We start from the raw sequence: 17,069 nt of genomic DNA, 5'->3' as shown, positions 1-17,069 counted from the left end.
GTAGACGACGTTCGTGTATGGAGATGGAGATTAGGTGGGTGAACGAGGGGGGTCAATGGATCCGGGAAGAGCTGTGGCTTATGCGCGGGATGTCCGGCACTGTGCCCGCGCCCCCGGGTGACGTGGCGGTACGCAGGCCGTGCGTGTGCCGCGCGAGGACGAACGCGCCCTGTGGGCCTGGTTCCTGTCGGTGAGTCAGCTCACGGACACTCGGAGTGAAGCCCTTTCCCCATCCGGGCCATCTCGGCCGCCGTCGGCCCTACCCTGGACGTGTGAGCGAGGGGGCTGGGGTATGGCGAGTGGTGAGGAGAGGGTGCTTCTTGTCGACGACCACGAGGACAACCTGTTCGCCCTGGAGAGCGCGCTGGCGCCGCTCGGCCAGCCGTTGGAGCGTGCCACCAGCGGCAATGACGCACTGAAGGCGGTGCTGCGCGGCGGCATCGGACTCGTCCTGCTCGACGTGGTCATGCCGCAGGTCAGCGGACTCGACGTGGTGCGCTACATGCAGCGCGTGGAGCAGACTCAGCACATTCCGGTGATCCTCCTGACCGGGTTCGGCCGGGACAGCGAACTCGCCCGGGTCGCCTACCGGTTGGGCGTCGCGGACCTGGTGATGAAGCCGGTGGACCCGTGGTCGCTGCGCACCAAGGTGCGCTACCTGCTGGCCCAGCGGCGCCGGATGCAGGCACTCGACATCCAGGTGCAGTTGCAGGACGTGGAGCTGCGGGCGCTGCGCGCCCAGCTGGAAGCGGCCCGCGCCCCGCACGCCGCCGTGCCGCTCCAGCACCCCGACGTGCGGGTGCCGCTCCAGCCGGGCCCGCGGTCCGAGCCCGACTGCGAGGAGCATCCGCCGCAGCCGGAGTCGCAGTACGCGGACGAGAAGGAGGCCTGAGCCCACGGGCCGGGCCTCGCCCTCGGGCGTGCGTCGCACAGGCCGCCCCCCGGCGCTCAGCCCACGAGCGGCCGTACCTCCTCCGCGACGAACCGTACGAACGCCACCGGGTCCGGCTCGTCCGCCGTCGGCTGGAGCACCACCGAGTCGGCGCCCGCGTCCGCGAGCAGCTCCACGGCCTTCGCGATCGTCTGCGCATCGCCCGCCGCGCCGAGCCCTGGCCGCAACTCCTCCCCGAACGCGGCGATTTCCGCCCGCAGCCGGTCCTCGGCGCCCGGCCCGGTGGCCGCGGCCATGTACACCACCACGTGGTGGTCGCCGTCGCGGCCCGCCGCCGCCCGGCCCTCGTCGATCAGGCGCAGCCCGGCGCGCAGATCCGCGGGCGTGGTGGAGGCCTCGAACACCGTGCCGTCCGCCGCCTCCCCGCTGAGCCGCACCGTGCGCGGACCCTTCGCCCCGGCGTACACCGGCACGGGTGCGGCGGGCGGCCAGTCGAGCGCCACGCCGTCCAGGCGTACGTACCGGCCCTCGCAGGTCACCCGCTCGCCGCGCAGCAACGCCCGCATCGCGTCGAGGTGTTCGCGCAGCAGCGTCAGCGGCGACTCGGCGCGCGCCCCCACCTGCCCCATCCAGCTCTGCACCCCGTGGCCCATGCCGAGAAGGAAGCGGCCGGGGAAGAGCCGGTCCAGGGTGGCCGCCTCCATCGAGGCGAGCGCCACGTTGCGCAGCGGCACCGGCAGCAGCCCGATGCCGACCTTCAGCCGCTCGGTCCAGGCCAGCGCGGCCGCGGCGGAGGCGATGCCGCTCTCCAGGAAGCAGTCCTCCCAGAGCCAGAGCTGCTCCAGGCCGGCGGCTTCGGCGGCCTGGGCCACCGCACGCAGCTGCTCGGGCGGGGACTGGGGACGGAACACAGCGCCAAGGGATGTCATGGTCCCTTCCTACCCGGGCCGCCGCTTCGGGGGTAAGCCTTTTCCGACGTCGGACAGGTGCACTCCGCGCGGCGTCGGCGGACTTATCCTTGCGCGTGATGTTCGATCCCCAAGGCCCGAGCCTGCGTGAACTTGCCGTCCAGGCCCTGTCGTCCGTGGAGCACGGCTACGACCTCCTGGCGCCCAAGTTCGACCACACGCCCTTCCGCACCCCCGACGCCGTCCTGGACGCCGTCGAACGCGAGCTGCGCCAGCTCGGCCCGTTCGACCGCGGCCTCGACCTGTGCTGCGGCACGGGCGCGGGGACCGAGGTGCTGCGCGCGGTGTGCCGGCAGCGGGTGACGGGGGTGGACTTCAGCGCGGGGATGCTCGCCCAGGCCGCCGCTGCCGCCCGAGCCGACGGACTCGCCGAAGCCGAGGGAGTCGCCGAAGCCGCCCATCCCACCGTCCCCGTGGACCTGGTGCGCGGCGACGCGTTCGCCCTGCCGTTCGCCGGGTCCGCCTTCGATCTCCTCGTCAGCTTCGGCGCGTTCGGCCATTTCCTGCCGCGCGAACGACCCGCCCTGTTCGCCGAGGCGTACCGCGTCCTGGGCCCCGGTGGCCGCTTCGTCTTCCCGATCGGGGCGCCGCCGCCGATCCGCTCGCGCGCGTACTGGATGCTGCTCGGCTTCGACGCGGTGATGAAGGTGCGCAACGCCGTGTGGCGGCCGCCCTTCGTCATGTACTACCGGGGCTTCGGCCTCGCCGAGGTCTGCGCCGAGCTGACCCGTACGGGCTTCGAGGTCTCGCTGCGCGAGCTCACGGACCTCGGCCGGCGCGCCGACGGCTCACCGAGGGCCCGCGCCGTGGTCGCCACCAAGCCGTACCGTCAGGGAAGTTGACCCACGCGCTCGACCAGCTCGGCCAGAGCCGCCCCCAGTTCCCGCAGACCTTCCCCCGCGGGCCCGCCCGGCTCGCTCATGTACAGGTCGCGGCGGATCTCGATCATCAGTGCCTGGACGCGTTCCTCGCGCCCGTGGAAACGCAGCGGGACGTACGTCCCCGCGAACGGGGAGTTCACCGCCGTGCCGCCGAAGCGGGCGAAGACCTCCTCGGCCGCCGCGAGCAGCCCGGGCGGTGTGTGGAAGGCGTCCACCCCCAGGCACACGGGCGGGCGCGGCCCGTCCCCGTGCAGCTCGTAGGGGAGCGGCCGGCTCGGATACGAGTGGACATCGACGACCACCGCACGTCCCGCCGCCTCCAGCCGCTCCTCCACCGCCTGTGTCATCGCCGCCGCGTACGGCCGGAAGTACCGTTCCAGGAGCGGTTCGTGGTCGAAGCCGTCCGGCCGCAGGTCCTCGCGGTGCGTGGTCCTCGTGTAGACCGCGCCCATGCCGACGGCCCGCATCTCCTCGCGCTCGTCGGGGAAGCGCTCGGGGTCGACCACCAGACGCGAGAGCCGGTTCACGAACCGCCACGGGGTGGTGACGGCCGTGCGGGCCGCCGCCTCGGCGATCTCCGCCGTGTGTGCGTCGGTGATGTGCCGCGCCTCCGCGGCGAGGGCCTCGTCGTCCAGGACGATGTCCCGCCGAACCGCCGCGGGGATCTCCCATGCGCCGTGCGGCACATGCAGCAGGACAGGGGAGTCGTCGGCCCCGGCGAACACCTCGAACGCAGTCATCGGCCCACCTTAGAGGCCCGCTCCGGGCACGCAGAAGCGCGGCCGCCCCCAGCACCGGGGGCCGCCGCGCTTCCTGTCTGTGGCTCAGGCGTCCTCGTACACGATCCAGACCTGGCCCTGCGCGAACGGCATCGGCTTGCCGCCCTTCTGGATGAACTTCGTGCCGCTCTTGGCGTTCGGCCGCATCCACCACGACTTGTACGCCTTGCCGTCCCGCAGGACGTACGCCCAGCCCTCGCCGATGGTCTTGATGTACGGCGTGACGGCACCGTTGACGTCGCGGTACTTCGACGGCGGCATCTTCACCTTCTGGATCACGATGGTGCGCGCGCTCATCTGCTGCCCGTTGCTCAGCCGCGCGGGCGCCCCGTCGAAGGAGACGAACCAGCGCTTCTTCGACGGCGACCAGCGGAAGGTGTGGCTCGCCGAGGCGTAGCGCACCGTGCGCTCGGCGGTCGGCGTGCCGCCCTTGGGCGCCGGGCCGAAGCGGAAGCCGATGTCACGCGGCTTCCAGGCACCCGGAGCGGACTTCAGGACCTTGGCCGGGTCCACGAACAGGTTGTGCGGGGCCGAGCGGCCCGGGACGCGGAAGTAGGCGCGCGGCAGCGCCCCGTGCGAGCGGACGTACAGCGGGGAGTTCTTCAGGTACTTGTGCAGCGCGCTGCGCACACCGGAGTAGGCGAGGGCCGGCCGGCCGAACTGCTTGAGCAGCTCCACATCCGACTCGCGGGCACTACGCACCGGGCCGACGCTCTTGGGGAGCCGGCTGGAGTACATGCCCATCAGACGGCTCATGCCGCCTTCGACCTTCTCGACGTACACGATGTCGGCCTTGTCGAGGTTGTGGTGCGGCCGGGCCCGCCGTGCGTTGTCGAACTTCACGGCGAGCACCGGTCCCTGTTTGGCCATCAGACCGGTGTACGGCGAGATCTTCCACGGGCCCTTGACCTGCTGGTACGCCTCAAGCGGCGTGTACTCGTCGAGCTCGGCGGCCTGCGGGCCCTGCGGCGGTACGGGGTCGTGGCGGTCGACGGCCGGTGCGGCGCCGAGGGTGAGGGAGCCCGCGGCGAGCAGCGCGAGCAGCGGAACCGTGCGGCGACGGCGTCCGGTGGCGAGAGAGGACAATCGAGGCTCCTTGGGAGGGCGCGCCCGCGAGCGCGCTGCGGCTGTGCAGGCGCAGCTTTCCTCCCCGGCGCCCTGTTCGAATCAGTGCGAGCCCCGTGATCGCCTGAACGAGGTTGCCTTTGCGGTCCGAGGGGACGAGCGCGATGGGGGAGATATGCGAATTTTGCGCGTTTCTTCGCGCCCGTCGGCCCGCTGACCTCCCCGCATCACAGCACCCTCACGCGCCTGTACTCCCCGTCGAACTAGTTGGCCGTGCCATCTATCTTCTCGGCTTCGAGCATCGAGGGACTGCACCCGATGTGTGAAGGATCACGATGGCCAAGAAGGCGAGGCATGCTGCACCGCGCGGTTCGAGGCACGGCAGGGAGCGCACCGGTCCCGGCGGCCGCACCGGTCCCAGGGATCGCACGGACCGGGCGGACCGTATTGAGCGGATGCAGCGCACGGGGGCGGACCGCAGCCGCGCGCCGCTCGGGGGCGCAGCGGAGCCGGACGTGCGAGGCGGCCCGGGGTCGGCGAGGGCGGGTGGGGCCGAGGAGGGTACGGCCGGGCCCGAGAAGTCCGGAGGCGGACTCACCCCCGAGAGGGCCGTGGCCGCAGGGGAGTTGAGCGTCGCGCAGGTCTCCGGCTCGGCGCTCGGCGTCGTCTCCGGAGCGCTGCTGGCCTCCGCCCTCGGCCTGTTCGGCACGGTCGTGGGCGCGGTCGTCTTCAGCCTCACCGCGACCGTCGGCGGAGCCGCGATCCAGGTGGGGCTCCAGCGCGGCAGCCGGCGCTACCGGGCCCTGCGCCGCCCTGCGGGCAGGCGCCGCAGAGGGCCGTCAGCGGGCGGCGGTGTGCACGATCCACACCTGGCCGTCGGCGAACGCCACCGGCTGGCCGTCCCGGTCGGTGTAGACCGTCGGTTCCACGGCTGAGGCGCGGCGCCAAGTCCCCTCGTACGCCCGCCCGTTGCGCAGCACGAGCACATCCCCGTCGCCCACGGTCTCGGTGTACGGCGACACGTTGCCCCAGCGGTCGCGGAAGCGGGAGTCTCGTACGACCCCGTACTGCACGACGACCGTCGAGGGCGTCAGACCGGAGCGGCCCCCGTCCATCGACACCCGCCAACGGCCGCGCGCGGCTGACCAGGTGAAGGTGTACCGCGCCGCCGGATAGCGGACCGTGTGCTCCTCGGTGGCGCGCCCGCCGGCCGGTGCCTCGCCGAACCGCAGCCCGAGGTCCGTCGCCCTCGCCTCCTTGTCGGGGGCGGGGGACAGGCGTGCGGGCCGGAGGTAGAGGTTGTGCGGCATGGGCCGGGCGGATGAGCGGAAGTACGCGGCCGGGGCCTGCGCGGGCGACCGCGGATACAGCTCCGCCCGGTCGATCAGCGGCAGCAACTTGCCTTGTGCGCCGGAGAACGCGAGGATCGGCTTCCCGTACTGCCGCAGCAGTTCCAGGTCCGTCTCGCGCGCGCTGCGCACCGGCCCGACGGACTGCGGCAACCGCCCGCCCGTATAGACCGCGAGGAGCCTGGTCAGACCCGACTCGACCTGCTCGACATGGATGACGGCGGCCTCGCGCAGGCCCGTGTGGGGCCGGGCGGGGCGCACATTGTCGATCTTCACAGCGAGCACGGTGGGCCTGCGGACGGTGCGCGGCCGCGGCTCCGGCGGTGCGGAACTCGACGGCGTGCGGCGGGGCGCCTTGCGGTCGCCGGGGTCCTCGCGGTTCCCGGAGGTACAGGCGGCGAGCGTGGCGGCGGCGGGCAGCGCGAGAAACAGCCGGCGCCTCATGAGGCGGACCGGAGGCGGGGCGCGAGGGAAGCGGCGGGGCATGCGGGACGACGGGCCGTGCGTGCACAGGGCGTCATGGAGATACGGATACCCGGTCGCGGTGCCGCTCAGGCGAGGGGAGGGACGGTCTCCGCTTCCCTTGAAGTGCCGAATGTCTTAAGGGAGTTCGTGTGAAGCGCCGGGCGTCTACTCCGGACCGCGCCGCCGCCTCCGTGCCGCCACCCGCTGCGGGTCGATCACCGGGTGGGCCCACTCCTCGGCGAGGGCCAGGGACTCCGCGCGGCCGTCCACCACGTGCGCGTGCGCGAGCGCGGCCGCGCGGTCCGCGTCGCCCGCCGCGATGGCCTCGTACATCTCCTCGTGCTCGGCGCACTGCTGCGCGGGGTCGCGCTGCGCGGTCAGCCGGAAGAGCCAGTGGGTGCGGGCCTCCAGCGGCCGCATCATGTTGCTCAGGAGCGGGTTGTCCGCGAGGTCGACGATGTCCGTGTGGAAGCCCGCGTTGGCGGCGGCGATGCCCGCGCGGTCCTGCGCCTCGATCGCCGTACGGGCGGCCTTCAGGCGCGCCGCGAGCCGGCCGAGGCCGTCGGAGTCCGCGCGCTCGGCGGCGAGCCGGGCCGCGAGGGACTCAAGGGACTCCCGTACGTCGAACAGGTCGCGCACGTCCGCCGGCGTGAACGGCGAGACCAGCGCGCCCCGGTGGGGCACGAGCAGCACCAGGCCGTCCGCCTCCAGCCGGCGCAGCGCTTCGCGCAAGGGGATCCGGGAGACCTCGAGTTCGGCGGCCAGGTCGCGCTCGACGAGCCGTGTGCCCGGTGCGAGTTCGGCGTCGAGGATGCGCCGCCGCAGCGCGTCGTATGCGAGATCCCGCAGGGAACCGCGTGCTGTGCCCGCCCGGCCTGCCGCCATCGCCAAGGTCTTCCTCCGCTCGCTGTGCCGCCCAGCCTATGCGGACGGTGCGGCAAGCGCGTACTTCGCCGATGAGCCCGGGTGCGTACTGCTTACCGGCCGCTAACACGCAGGCAACAAGCGGCTTCCAGACTGAGGGCGCGTAACGGTATACCACTAGCGGGCTCGCGGTGCCGCCCAGCCAGGCACCCGGCCCCTCCCTCTGGAGGCACCCCGTGGCACTCATCCACTCCCGGCGCACCCTCGCCCCCGCGGCGCTCCTCTCCGTGGCCGGACTGCTCGCACTCACCGCCTGCGGCGGCAACTCCTCGGCGCAGGACGGCGCTTCGGGCTCGGGGGCGCTGAAGGTCGGGGTGCTGTTCCCCGGCTCGCTCTCGGACGGCGGCTTCATGGAGTCCGCCTACCGCGGCTACCAGCGGGCCGCGAAGGAGCACGCGGGAAAGGTCACCTTCCGCAAGGTCGAGCAGGTGCAGGCCGCCGACTACGAACAGGCCCTCGTGCGCTTCGCCACCAGCTCCGACCTGGTGATCTCCATGGGCGGCCAGACCGACGCGGCGGTACGGAAGGTCGCCGCGCGCTTCCCGAAGGTGAAGTTCGCGGAGATCGGCGGCCCGGCGGACGGCAAGCCCACCGCCAACCTCGCCCTCTACGACCCGCAGCAGGCCGAGGCCGCGTACCTCTCGGGCGCGGCCGCCGCCCTCCTGTCGAAGAAGAAGACGGTCGGCTTCGTCGGCGGCGCGGAACTCCCGGCGATCGTGAACGCGGCCAAGGAGTTCGAGCGCGGCGCCAAGGCCGTCGTGCCGGACGTCGAGGTGCTCACCCCGCAGTACGTGGGCGACTTCAACGACGCCGCGAAGGCCAAGCAGTCCGCGCTCGCCGACTACAGCGCCGGCGCCGACGTCCTCGGCCAGATCCTGAACCTCGGCCAGAAGGGCGTGGTCCAGGCGGCCGCCGGCAAGGGCGGCACGCTCATCGGCGGACCGATCCCGGCGGACTGCGGCACGCAGAAGGCGTACGCGGCGTACGTGGAGACCGACATCGGCGCCGAGATCGAATACGCCACCGACCAGCTGGTGAAGGGGAGTTGGCAGCCCGAGGCGGTGCACTTCGGGCTCACCTTCGAGGACCCGCAGAACAACATCCACCTCTGCGGCGAGGCCGACCCCTCGATCGCGAAGAAGCTCGACGAGGTGAAGGCCGGCATCGAGTCCGGGAAGGTGAAGACCCGGTGACGGCGGCCCTGGAGGTCTCCGGCCTCGCCAAGTCGTACGGCGGCACGGTCGCGTTGGACGGCGTGGACTTGGTCGTCGAGGCGGGCACGGTGCACTGCGTGCTCGGCGAGAACGGCGCGGGGAAGTCGACCCTGTGCCACGCCGTCGCGGGTTCGCTCACCCCGGACGCCGGGACGCTGCGGCTCTACGGGCAGCCGTACGCGCCCCGCCGCCCGGCCGACGCGCTCGCGGCCGGCGTCGCGATGGTGCACCAGCACTTCTCCCTGGTGTCCACGCTGACGGTGGGTGAGAACCTGCGGCTGCTCAGGCTGCCGGGCCTGGCCGCCCGGATCGCGCGCGTACGGGAGACGTACGGTCTGGAGCTCGAACCGGACGCCGTGGTCGGGCAGTTGCCCGTCGGGGTGCGCCAGCGTGTCGAGATCGTCAAGGCGCTGCTGCGTGATCCGCGCCTGCTGGTCCTCGACGAACCGACGGGCGTTTTGGGCCCTGCGGAGACCGACGCGCTCCTGGAGACCTGCCGCCGGATCGCCGACGCCGGCCACGCCGTGGTCCTCGTGACGCACAAGCTCGGCGAGGCCGTACGCGCCGGGGACGCGGCGACGGTGCTGCGCGGCGGGCGGGTCGCGGGGGACGGGACGACGAAGGACCTGTCCGCGCGACGACTCGTCCCGCTGATGATCGGCCGCGCGGCCGGGGACCTGGATGCGACGCTGGCGGGGGCGGTGGGGCTGGAGGATCCCGAGGCGGTGGGCCCGGATGCCCCTGGGCCGGACGGGCTGGATGACCCTGGAGTGTTGGGGCTGGATGACCCTGCGGCGGTGGGGCTGGATGACCCTGCGGTGGTGGGGCCGGATCCGGTGGTTCCTGGTGAGGTGGTCCCGGCCGCCGGGCCCGTGCGTGCCGACGACGCCCGCACCCCGCAAGGGGCCGCACTGCGCCTGCGCGAGGTGACCGTGCGGCGCGCGGACGGTGCGTACGCCCTGGAGGACGCGACGCTCGACGTCGCCTTCGGCGAGATCGTGGGCGTGGCCGGCGTCGAGGGCAACGGGCAGAGCGAACTGACGGCGGTCCTCGGCGGATCACTGACCCCCGAACGCGGGCGCGTGGAACTCGACGGCCGGGAACTGACGCGGGCCCTCCCGGCCGCCCGCACCCGGGCGGGCCTCGGCGTCGTACCCGAGGACCGGCACCACGAGGGATGCGTCCCGGCGCTGTCGGTGGCCGAGAATCTGCATCTCGGGCGGCTGCGGGAGTTCCGGCGCTTCGGTGTGTTCCTCGACCGGGCGGCGCTCGGCCGCGCCACCGAGGCGGCCCTGGCCGAGCACGACGTCCGCGCGTCCGGGCCGTTCGCGCCCATGGCCTCGCTGTCCGGCGGCAACCAGCAGAAGGTCGTCCTGGCACGGGAGTTGGCGCTCGACCCGCTCAAGTGCCTGGTCGCGGCGCAGCCCACGCGGGGCCTCGACATCGGCGCGGTCGCCGCGGTGCACGCGCGGATCCGCGCCGCCGCCGGGCGGGGTGCGGGCGTCCTGGTCGTCTCCGCCGAACTCGACGAACTGCTCACCCTGTGCGACCGCGTGGTCGTCGCCTACCGGGGGCGGCTGCTCGGTCCCGTGGACCCGCGGGCCGCGGACGCGCGGGAACGGATCGGGGCGCTGATGGTGGGGGTGGAGGGGGAGCGGGGGGCGGCTTCGGGGGTGGGGGTGGGCGCCGGGGCGTAAGTCCGAAACGGCCCCTCGCGCAGACCCCTCCCTCCCGGGGGGCCGAGCCCTTTTCAAGGCTACCGCCCACCACTGACAACGCCCGCTGCTCCCGTCACCAGCTCGGCTCCCGTCACCGGCCCCCTGCCGACTCCGGCCCTCCCCGCCAAGTCCCGGCCCGCCCCGTCAAGTCCCAGCCCACACCAACACCCAAGCACCTGCCTCGACCCACAAGCACACCCTCACCCACCCACCCCAACACCCCCTCCCCGCAAGGACCTTCATGTCAGCCCCAGTCACCACCACCCAACCCCCGTCCCCACCACCCCCCGACCCGCACCCGCCCCGCCCCGCCGCACTCGACCCCACCCGACTCCGCCTCGCCCTCCGTGCCGCGCCGCGGCACCCCCTCGCCGTCGCCGGCCTCGCCGCGCTGTTCGCCCTCGGGGTCGGCATGCTGCTCGTCCTCGCCGCCGGGGCCGAGCTCGCCACCGCTTGGCAGGCGCTCGACGAGGGCATGTTCGGGTCCCCGTACGCCATCGGAAGCTCGCTCAACTCGGCCGCGGTGCTCGCCCTCATCGCCGCCGGATTCACCGTCGCCCACCGCGCGGGCCTGGTGAACGTCGGCGGGGAAGGGCAGCTCTGCGCCGGTGGGACCGCGGCCGCCGCCGTCGGGCTCGCGCTGCCCGCCGGCGTGCCCGCCGCCCTCGGAGTGCCCCTGGTCCTGGTCGCCGGCTTTCTCGCCGGTGCGGCCTGGGCGGGGATCGCGGCCTGGCTCAGGGTGCGGCGCGGCACCAGTGAGGTGATCACCACCCTGCTGCTCAACTTCATCGGCATCGGCCTGGTCTCGGTCGCCGTCCACGAGGAGGCTCTGCTCCGGCAGCCCGTCACCTCCTCCGAGACCCTCCCGCAGTCCGCGCCCCTGCCCACGGGCGCCCAACTCCCACTGATCGGCGGCCCGGAGTCACCCGCCACCGCCGTGGTGCCGATCGCCGTACTCGCCGTCGTGGTCACCGGCATCGTCCTGCGGCACACCGCGCTCGGCCTCAGGCTGCGCGCCGTCGGCCACTCGCCGGCCGCCTCCGCACGGCTCGGGCTGCCCGTCGGGCGGCTCGAAGGCGGCGGGCTCGCGGTCGCCGGCGGCCTCGCGGGTGTCGCGGGCGCGGCGCTCGTCGCCACCGCACCGTACGTCCTCGCCGAACACTTCTCCTCCGGCTACGGCTTCGCCGGTCTCGTCGTCGGGCTGCTCGCGCGCGGCTCGCTCACCGCCGTGGCCGCGGCCTCCCTGCTGTTCGGCTTCCTCACCAGCGGCGGGATCAACCTTCAGCTCGCCGCCCAAGTCCCCGCGTCGACCGTGCAGATCGTCCAGAGCGTCCTGGTCCTGTCCATCGCCGCCGCCATGCTGTTCACCACCCGCCGACCGGGGAGCCGTCGATGAGCGCCGTAGCCGAAGAACTCGCCTCGGGAGGCGTACGGATGGCGCTCCCGCTGCTCCTCGCCTCCTCCGGTGAACTCCTCAGCGAACGCGCGGGAGTTCTCAACCTCTCCGTCGAAGGCATGATGCTCACCGGGGCCTTCGCCGGCGCCGTGGGCGCGGACGCGTCCGGCAGCGCGGCCGTCGGCGTCCTCACGGCTGTGGTCGCGGGGCTGCTGTTCGCCGCGCTCCAGGCCCTGCTCAGCATCACCCTGCGCGCCGACCAGATCGTCACCGGCATCACCGCGAACGCCCTCGCCCTCGGCGCCACCACCTACGGGGCACGCCTGGTCTTCGGCGACGGCGCGGGCGCCAAGACCCTGCCCGGCCTCGATCCGCTGGCCGTCCCGCTCCTGCACGAGATCCCGGTCCTCGGCCCGGCCCTCTTCGAGCAGACCCTGCTCGGCTACCTGGCCTTCGCGCTCGCTCTCGCGCTCGCCCTGGCGTTCAGCCGTCGCAGGACGGCCGGGCTCGCGGTGGACGCCGTGGGCGAGGACGCGCTGTCCGCCGACCGCAGCGGACTGCCCGTCACCGCGATCCGCTACGGGACCGTCCTGCTCACCGGCGTCACCTCGGCGCTCGCCGGCGCCCATCTCGCGCTCTCCGAAGTGCACGCGTTCAGCGACAACATCACCGGCGGTATCGGCTATCTCGCCGTGGTCGCGGTGATCGCGGGTCGCTGGCGCGCCTGGCCGACGCTGCTCGCCTGCCTGGTGTTCGGGCTCGCGCAGTCCCTCCAGTTCGCCGCGCCGGCGCTCGGCCTGCATCTGTCCGCACCGCTGCTCGTGGCCCTGCCGTATGTGTTCGCGCTGCTGGCGGTGAGCGGTCTGGTCGGGCGGAGCCGGGCGCCGTCCGGGCTCACGGTGCCCTTCGTACGGGCGAGTTGAAAGCCGGACAGGGCCGCCGCTCAGCGCCCTGCTGTCTGCCCCGCACCGCACCCGGACCGCCGCATCCGGCCCACCCTTCGACGCCAGGAGTACCCGCACGATGACCCTGATCCTGACCCGTTCCGTGATCCGTACGCTGCTCGCCGACGCCGTCGAGGACGTGGAGCACGCCGTCGCCCGCGCCCATCGCGAACTGGCTGTAGGCCAGGCGAAGTTGCCGGCGCCACCCGCGATGCGCCTGCGCGACGAGGAGGGCACCGGCGAGGGGAACGCCGGCGCCGACGGCGCCTTCCTCGCCATGGCGGCGGCCTCCGCGCCGGACCGCCTCGCCACCGTGAAGCTCCTCGCGGACCTGCCCGCCAACCGGGCGCGCGGTCTGCCCGTGCAGCGCTCCGCCGTGCTCGCCGTGGACGCGCGGACGGGCGCCTGCGCCGCCCTTCTCGACGGCGCCGAGCTGACCCGTATCCGCACCGCCGCCGCCACCGCCGTCGCCACCCGCGCCCTCGCCCGCCCGGACGCCCGCACGCTCGGCCTGCTCGGCACCGGCCCGCTGGCCCGCGCCCACGTGCGGGCCCTGCTGCCGGGGCGCCCTTACGAGCACGTCCTGATCTGGGGCCGCACACCGGCCAACGCACAGGCCCTGGCGGGCTGGGTGACCTCCGAACTCGGCCTCCCCGCCAAGGTGTTCGCCGACCCGCGCTCCGTCACCGAGCACGCCGACGTCCTGTGCACCCTCACCCCCGCCCGCGACCCCTTCGTGCACGGACCATGGCTCAAGCCCGGCCAGCACATCAACGCCGTCGGTGCGCCGCCCCGCCCCGACCACCGCGAACTCGACACGGCGGCGGTGCTGCGCTGCCGCATCGTCGTCGACGCGTACGAGACGGCGCGCGCGAAGTCGGGCGAGGTGCTGATCCCGCTCGCCGAAGGCGCCCTGGGCGAGGAGGACTTCCGTACGGAGCTGGGCTCGGTCCTGACGGGCGAAGTACCCGGACGCACCGCCGACGACGAGCTGACCCTCTTCAACTCGGTGGGCGTCGGCCTCCAGGACCTCGCCGTGGCGCGCCTCCTGATCGACCGGGCGGGGGAGCGAGGCCTCGGGCTCACCGTCGACCTCGCCGGGTGAGCCCCAGCTCGTGCCCCCGGGGCCTGCTGCCCTCGCAGGCCCCCAGTCGGCCGACGACTACTGCCTCAGCCCGCCAACAGCTTCTCGATCCGCTGGAGTTCCTCCGGCGCGAACGCGAGGTTCTCCGTCGCCGCCACGCTGTCCGCCAGCTGCTCGGGGCTGCTGGCGCCCGCGATCGCCGAGGTCACGGTCGGCTCCCGCAGCACCCACGCCAGGGCCATCTGCGCGAGCGACTGGCCGCGCTCGCGCGCGATGTCGTTCAGCGCCCGCAGCCGCGCGACCGTTTCGTCGGTGATGTTGTTGCTGCTGAGGAACGGGCTGAGCCCCGCGGCGCGCGAGTCGGCCGGGATGCCGTCCAGGTACCGGTTGGTGAGCAGTCCCTGTGCCAGCGGCGAGTACACCACGGACCCGGCGCCCGCCTCGTTCAGCGCCGGCCACAGACCGTCCTCCGGAGTGCGGTCGAACATCGAGTACTTGGGCTGGTGCACCAGGAGCGGGGTGCCCAACTCGCGCAGGATCCGGGCGGCTTCGCGGGTCTGCTCGGGGGAGTAGTTGGAGATGCCCGCGTACAGCGCCTTGCCCTGTCGTACGGCCGAGTCCAGCGCGCCCATGGTCTCCTCGAGCGGCGTCTGCGGGTCGGGACGGTGCGAGTAGAAGATGTCGACGTACTCCAGGCCCATCCGCTTCAGGGACTGGTCCAGGGAGCTGAGGACGTACTTGCGCGAGCCCCATTCGCCGTACGGGCCGGGCCACATGAGGTAGCCGGCCTTCGTGGAGACCACGATCTCGTCGCGGTGGGCGCGCAGGTCCTCCTGGAAGATGCGGCCGAAGGCGGTCTCGGCGGCGCCGGGCGGCGGACCGTAGTTGTTGGCCAGGTCGAAGTGGGTGACGCCGAGGTCGAACGCCTTGTGGATGATGGCGCGCTGCCGGTCCAGGGAGCGGTCGGTGCCGAAGTTGTGCCACAGGCCGAGGGAGACGGCGGGCAGCAGCAGGCCGCTGCGGCCCGTGCGGCGGTAGGGCATGGAGTCATAACGGCCGGGTGCGGCTGCGTACACGGAAGGGACCTCTCTCCATGGTCAGAAAGCGTTCTCGCCCAGCCTCGCCGCCCACGGGCTCGCCTGTCCAACAAGAACGCACAAAATCTGAGATGCGCAGGTCACCTCATGGCGAGGTGTCGCCCGCCTGCCGCGGACCGAGCACCTGACTGAGGTCGTACGACACCGGCTCCTCCAGCTGCTCGTACGTACAGCTCTCCGGCGTGCGGTCGGGCCGCCAGCGGCGCCACTGCGCGGTGTGCCGGAAACGGGCGCCGTTCTCCATGTGGTCGTATGCCACCTCGGCCACCCGCTCCGGCCGCAGCGGCACCCAGGTCAGGTCCTTCTTGCCGCTCCAGCGGTTGACCGAGCCGGGCAGCCGGGCGGATTCGTGCGCGGACTCGTCGGCCCAGTCCGCCCACGGATGCCCGGCCACGGACTCCATACGGAGCGGCTCCAGCTCCACGACCAGCTCGGCGCGCCGCTTCATCGGGAACGCCGCGACCACCCCGACGTGCTGGAGCACGCCCTGGCCGTCGTGCAGCCCGAGCAGCAGCGAGCCGACGACGGGCCCGCTCTTGTGGAGGCGGTATCCGGCGACGACCACATCGGCCGTGCGCTCGTGTTTGATCTTGTACATCAGGCGTTCGTTCTGCCGGTAGAGCAGGTCCAGCGGCTTGGCGATCACGCCGTCCAGACCGGCGCCCTCGTACTGCTCGAACCACTGGCGCGCCACCTCCTCGTCGGTGGTCGCGGGAGCGATGTGCACGGGCGCCTGTGCACCCGCGAGGGCCATCACCAGCTTGGCCCGCCGGTCCGCGAGCGGGGTGTCGACGAGGGACTCGTCGGCCAGCGCGAGCAGGTCGAAGGCGACATACGAGGCCGGGGTCTGCTCCGCGAGCAGCTGCACGCGGGAGGCCGCCGGGTGGATGCGCTCGGTGAGCGCGTCGAAGTCGAGCCGGCCGTCCCGCGCGATCACCACCTCGCCGTCGAGCACGCACCGCGCCGGCACATTCGCCCGGAGCGACTCCACGAGCTCGGGAAAATACCTGGTCAGCGGCTTGCCCGTACGGCTGGTGACCTCGATCTCGTCCCCGTCGCGGAACACGATCGCCCGGAACCCGTCCCACTTCGCCTCGTACTGCATATCCGGCGGGATCTTGGCCACGGACTTCGCGAGCATCGGCTTGACGGGCGGCATCACCGGCAGGTCCATGCCTTCGATTGTGCTGGCTCGGGCGGCGGCCCGCCTGGTGTACGGGCGCTTCCGTATGCAGGGCGGGCCGCCCCGGCCTACCGTGACCTGCATGGGTGGAGCTGCGATCGAGCTGGACGCGGGCGGCCGCAAGGTGCGCCTGTCGAGCCCGGACAAGATCTTCTTTCCGGAGACCGGGTACACGAAGCGTGACCTCGGCGAGTACTACCTCGCGGTCGGCGACGGCATCCTGCGGGCGCTGCGCGACCGCCCGACGACCTTGGAGCGCTTTCCGGACGGGGTGGGCGGCGAGTCCTTCTTCCAGAAGCGCGCCGCGAAGAACACCCCGGACTGGATCCCGACCGCCGAGATCACCTTCCCGAGCGGGCGCACGGCGCACGAGATCTGCCCGAGCGACGTTGCCGCGGTGATCTGGGCCGCCCAGTTCGGCACCCTCACCTTCCACCCCTGGCCGGTGCGCGCCGACGACACCGACCACCCCGACGAGCTGCGCATCGACCTCGACCCGCAGCCCGGCACGGACTTCGCGGACGCCGTGCGTGCGGCCCACGAACTGCGCGCCGTACTGGACGAGTTCGGCGGACTCGTCGGCTGGCCCAAGACCTCCGGCGGCCGCGGACTGCATGTGTTCGTGCCGATCGAGCCGCGCTGGGACTTCGTCGAGGTGCGGCACGCGGTGATCGCCGCGGGGCGTGAACTGGAGCGCCGGATGCCGGAGTTGGTGACCACGGCCTGGTGGAAGGAGGAGCGCGGCGCGAAGATCTTCGTCGACTACAACCAGGCGGCCCGCGACCGCACCATCGCCTCCGCCTACTCCGTACGCCCGAAGCCGCACGCTCCGGTCTCGGCGCCGCTGAGATGGGAGGAGGTGGACGACGTGGCGCCGGAGGATTTCGACATCAGGACGATGCCGGCCCGCTTCGCCGAACTCGGCGATGTGCACGCGGACATGGACGTCAAGCGTCACACCCTCGACGCCCTGCTCGAGCTCTACGCGCGCGACGCGCAGGACCGCGGCCTCGGCGACCTGCCGTACCCGCCGGACTACCCGAAGATGCCGGGCGAGCCGAAGCGGGTGGCACCGAGCCGGGCGAAGAAGGTGGAGGAGTAGGGTTCCGA

General features: G+C 73.0%; 16 protein-coding genes. 9 read left to right on the top strand and 7 right to left on the bottom strand.

All coding sequences use genetic code 11. From position 1 onward, the window contains the following. The first annotated feature begins 292 nt into the window (after positions 1-292). Positions 293-892, top strand: a complete 600-nt coding sequence (locus tag BLT97_RS03640) for a response regulator (RefSeq protein ID WP_093607152.1) — start codon at positions 293-295, stop codon at positions 890-892. Between the two features lie 56 nt (positions 893-948). On the opposite strand, the gene BLT97_RS03635 is transcribed toward BLT97_RS03640, so the two are convergent. Continuing rightward, entirely contained in the window at positions 949-1,821 is an 873-nt protein-coding gene (locus BLT97_RS03635; RefSeq protein ID WP_093607151.1) for an LLM class flavin-dependent oxidoreductase, read from the bottom strand. A 98-nt stretch (positions 1,822-1,919) separates the two neighbouring features. Here BLT97_RS03635 and BLT97_RS03630 point away from each other — a divergent pair, with 98 nt between their 5' ends. Then, complete coding sequence (locus BLT97_RS03630; protein WP_093607150.1) at positions 1,920-2,702, top strand: class I SAM-dependent methyltransferase; 783 nt, start codon at positions 1,920-1,922, stop codon at positions 2,700-2,702. Here the strand turns inward: BLT97_RS03630 and BLT97_RS03625 are convergent. Both BLT97_RS03625 and BLT97_RS03620 read right to left on the bottom strand, forming a co-directional pair. Continuing rightward, the gene (locus tag BLT97_RS03625) at positions 2,690-3,481 is read right to left on the bottom strand and encodes an N-formylglutamate amidohydrolase (RefSeq protein ID WP_093607149.1); all 792 of its coding nucleotides are present in this window, start codon (positions 3,479-3,481) and stop codon (positions 2,690-2,692) included. The two genes, BLT97_RS03630 and BLT97_RS03625, sit on opposite strands and share 13 nt — an antisense overlap. A gap of 84 nt (positions 3,482-3,565) precedes the next feature. Further along, positions 3,566-4,606, bottom strand: a complete 1,041-nt coding sequence (locus BLT97_RS03620; RefSeq protein WP_093607148.1) for a DUF3048 domain-containing protein — start codon at positions 4,604-4,606, stop codon at positions 3,566-3,568. A 494-nt stretch (positions 4,607-5,100) separates the two neighbouring features. On the opposite strand from BLT97_RS03620, the gene BLT97_RS37480 reads away from it, so the two are divergent. Continuing rightward, the gene (locus tag BLT97_RS37480; RefSeq protein ID WP_143041303.1) at positions 5,101-5,520 is read left to right on the top strand and encodes a hypothetical protein; all 420 of its coding nucleotides are present in this window, start codon (positions 5,101-5,103) and stop codon (positions 5,518-5,520) included. Here the strand turns inward: BLT97_RS37480 and BLT97_RS03615 are convergent. Then, entirely contained in the window at positions 5,425-6,378 is a 954-nt protein-coding gene (locus BLT97_RS03615; RefSeq protein WP_093607147.1) for a DUF3048 domain-containing protein, read from the bottom strand. The two genes, BLT97_RS37480 and BLT97_RS03615, sit on opposite strands and share 96 nt — an antisense overlap. Positions 6,379-6,564: 186 nt before the next feature. Continuing rightward, a complete protein-coding gene (locus BLT97_RS03610; protein WP_093607146.1) occupies positions 6,565-7,284 on the bottom strand; it encodes a GntR family transcriptional regulator in 720 nt (239 codons plus the stop codon). Positions 7,285-7,499: 215 nt separating this feature from the next. Here BLT97_RS03610 and BLT97_RS03605 point away from each other — a divergent pair, with 215 nt between their 5' ends. The 5 genes from BLT97_RS03605 (at position 7,500) to BLT97_RS03585 (ending at position 13,700) form a co-directional block, all read left to right on the top strand. Further along, the gene (locus tag BLT97_RS03605; RefSeq protein WP_218137281.1) at positions 7,500-8,516 is read left to right on the top strand and encodes a BMP family ABC transporter substrate-binding protein; all 1,017 of its coding nucleotides are present in this window, start codon (positions 7,500-7,502) and stop codon (positions 8,514-8,516) included. After that, entirely contained in the window at positions 8,513-10,234 is a 1,722-nt protein-coding gene (locus tag BLT97_RS38380; RefSeq protein ID WP_107406986.1) for an ABC transporter ATP-binding protein, read from the top strand. The genes BLT97_RS03605 and BLT97_RS38380 overlap by 4 nt, the downstream gene beginning before the upstream one ends. A gap of 262 nt (positions 10,235-10,496) precedes the next feature. Then, complete coding sequence (locus BLT97_RS03595) at positions 10,497-11,651, top strand: ABC transporter permease (protein ID WP_093607145.1); 1,155 nt, start codon at positions 10,497-10,499, stop codon at positions 11,649-11,651. Continuing rightward, the gene (locus BLT97_RS03590) at positions 11,648-12,574 is read left to right on the top strand and encodes an ABC transporter permease (protein WP_093607144.1); all 927 of its coding nucleotides are present in this window, start codon (positions 11,648-11,650) and stop codon (positions 12,572-12,574) included. The genes BLT97_RS03595 and BLT97_RS03590 overlap by 4 nt, the downstream gene beginning before the upstream one ends. Positions 12,575-12,674: 100 nt before the next feature. Next, positions 12,675-13,700 (top strand): ornithine cyclodeaminase family protein, encoded by a 1,026-nt coding sequence (locus tag BLT97_RS03585; protein ID WP_093607143.1) that lies wholly within the window; start codon positions 12,675-12,677, stop codon positions 13,698-13,700. 65 nt (positions 13,701-13,765) lie between these two features. On the opposite strand, the gene BLT97_RS03580 is transcribed toward BLT97_RS03585, so the two are convergent. Both BLT97_RS03580 and BLT97_RS03575 read right to left on the bottom strand, forming a co-directional pair. Continuing rightward, positions 13,766-14,755, bottom strand: a complete 990-nt coding sequence (locus BLT97_RS03580) for an aldo/keto reductase (RefSeq protein WP_093607142.1) — start codon at positions 14,753-14,755, stop codon at positions 13,766-13,768. Between the two features lie 106 nt (positions 14,756-14,861). Continuing rightward, positions 14,862-15,950: an ATP-dependent DNA ligase gene (locus BLT97_RS03575; RefSeq protein WP_093607141.1), complete on the bottom strand. Its 1,089-nt coding sequence runs from the start codon at positions 15,948-15,950 to the stop codon at positions 14,862-14,864. Positions 15,951-16,041: 91 nt separating this feature from the next. Between BLT97_RS03575 and ligD the strand changes: the two genes are divergently transcribed. Continuing rightward, a complete protein-coding gene (gene ligD, locus BLT97_RS03570) occupies positions 16,042-17,061 on the top strand; it encodes a non-homologous end-joining DNA ligase (RefSeq protein WP_093607140.1) in 1,020 nt (339 codons plus the stop codon). The last annotated feature ends 8 nt before the right edge of the window (positions 17,062-17,069 follow it).

This window comes from Streptomyces indicus (assembly GCF_900100315.1).
GTDB lineage: Bacteria > Actinomycetota > Actinomycetes > Streptomycetales > Streptomycetaceae > Streptomyces > Streptomyces indicus.
This window is presented reverse-complemented; position numbering and strand designations above follow the sequence as displayed.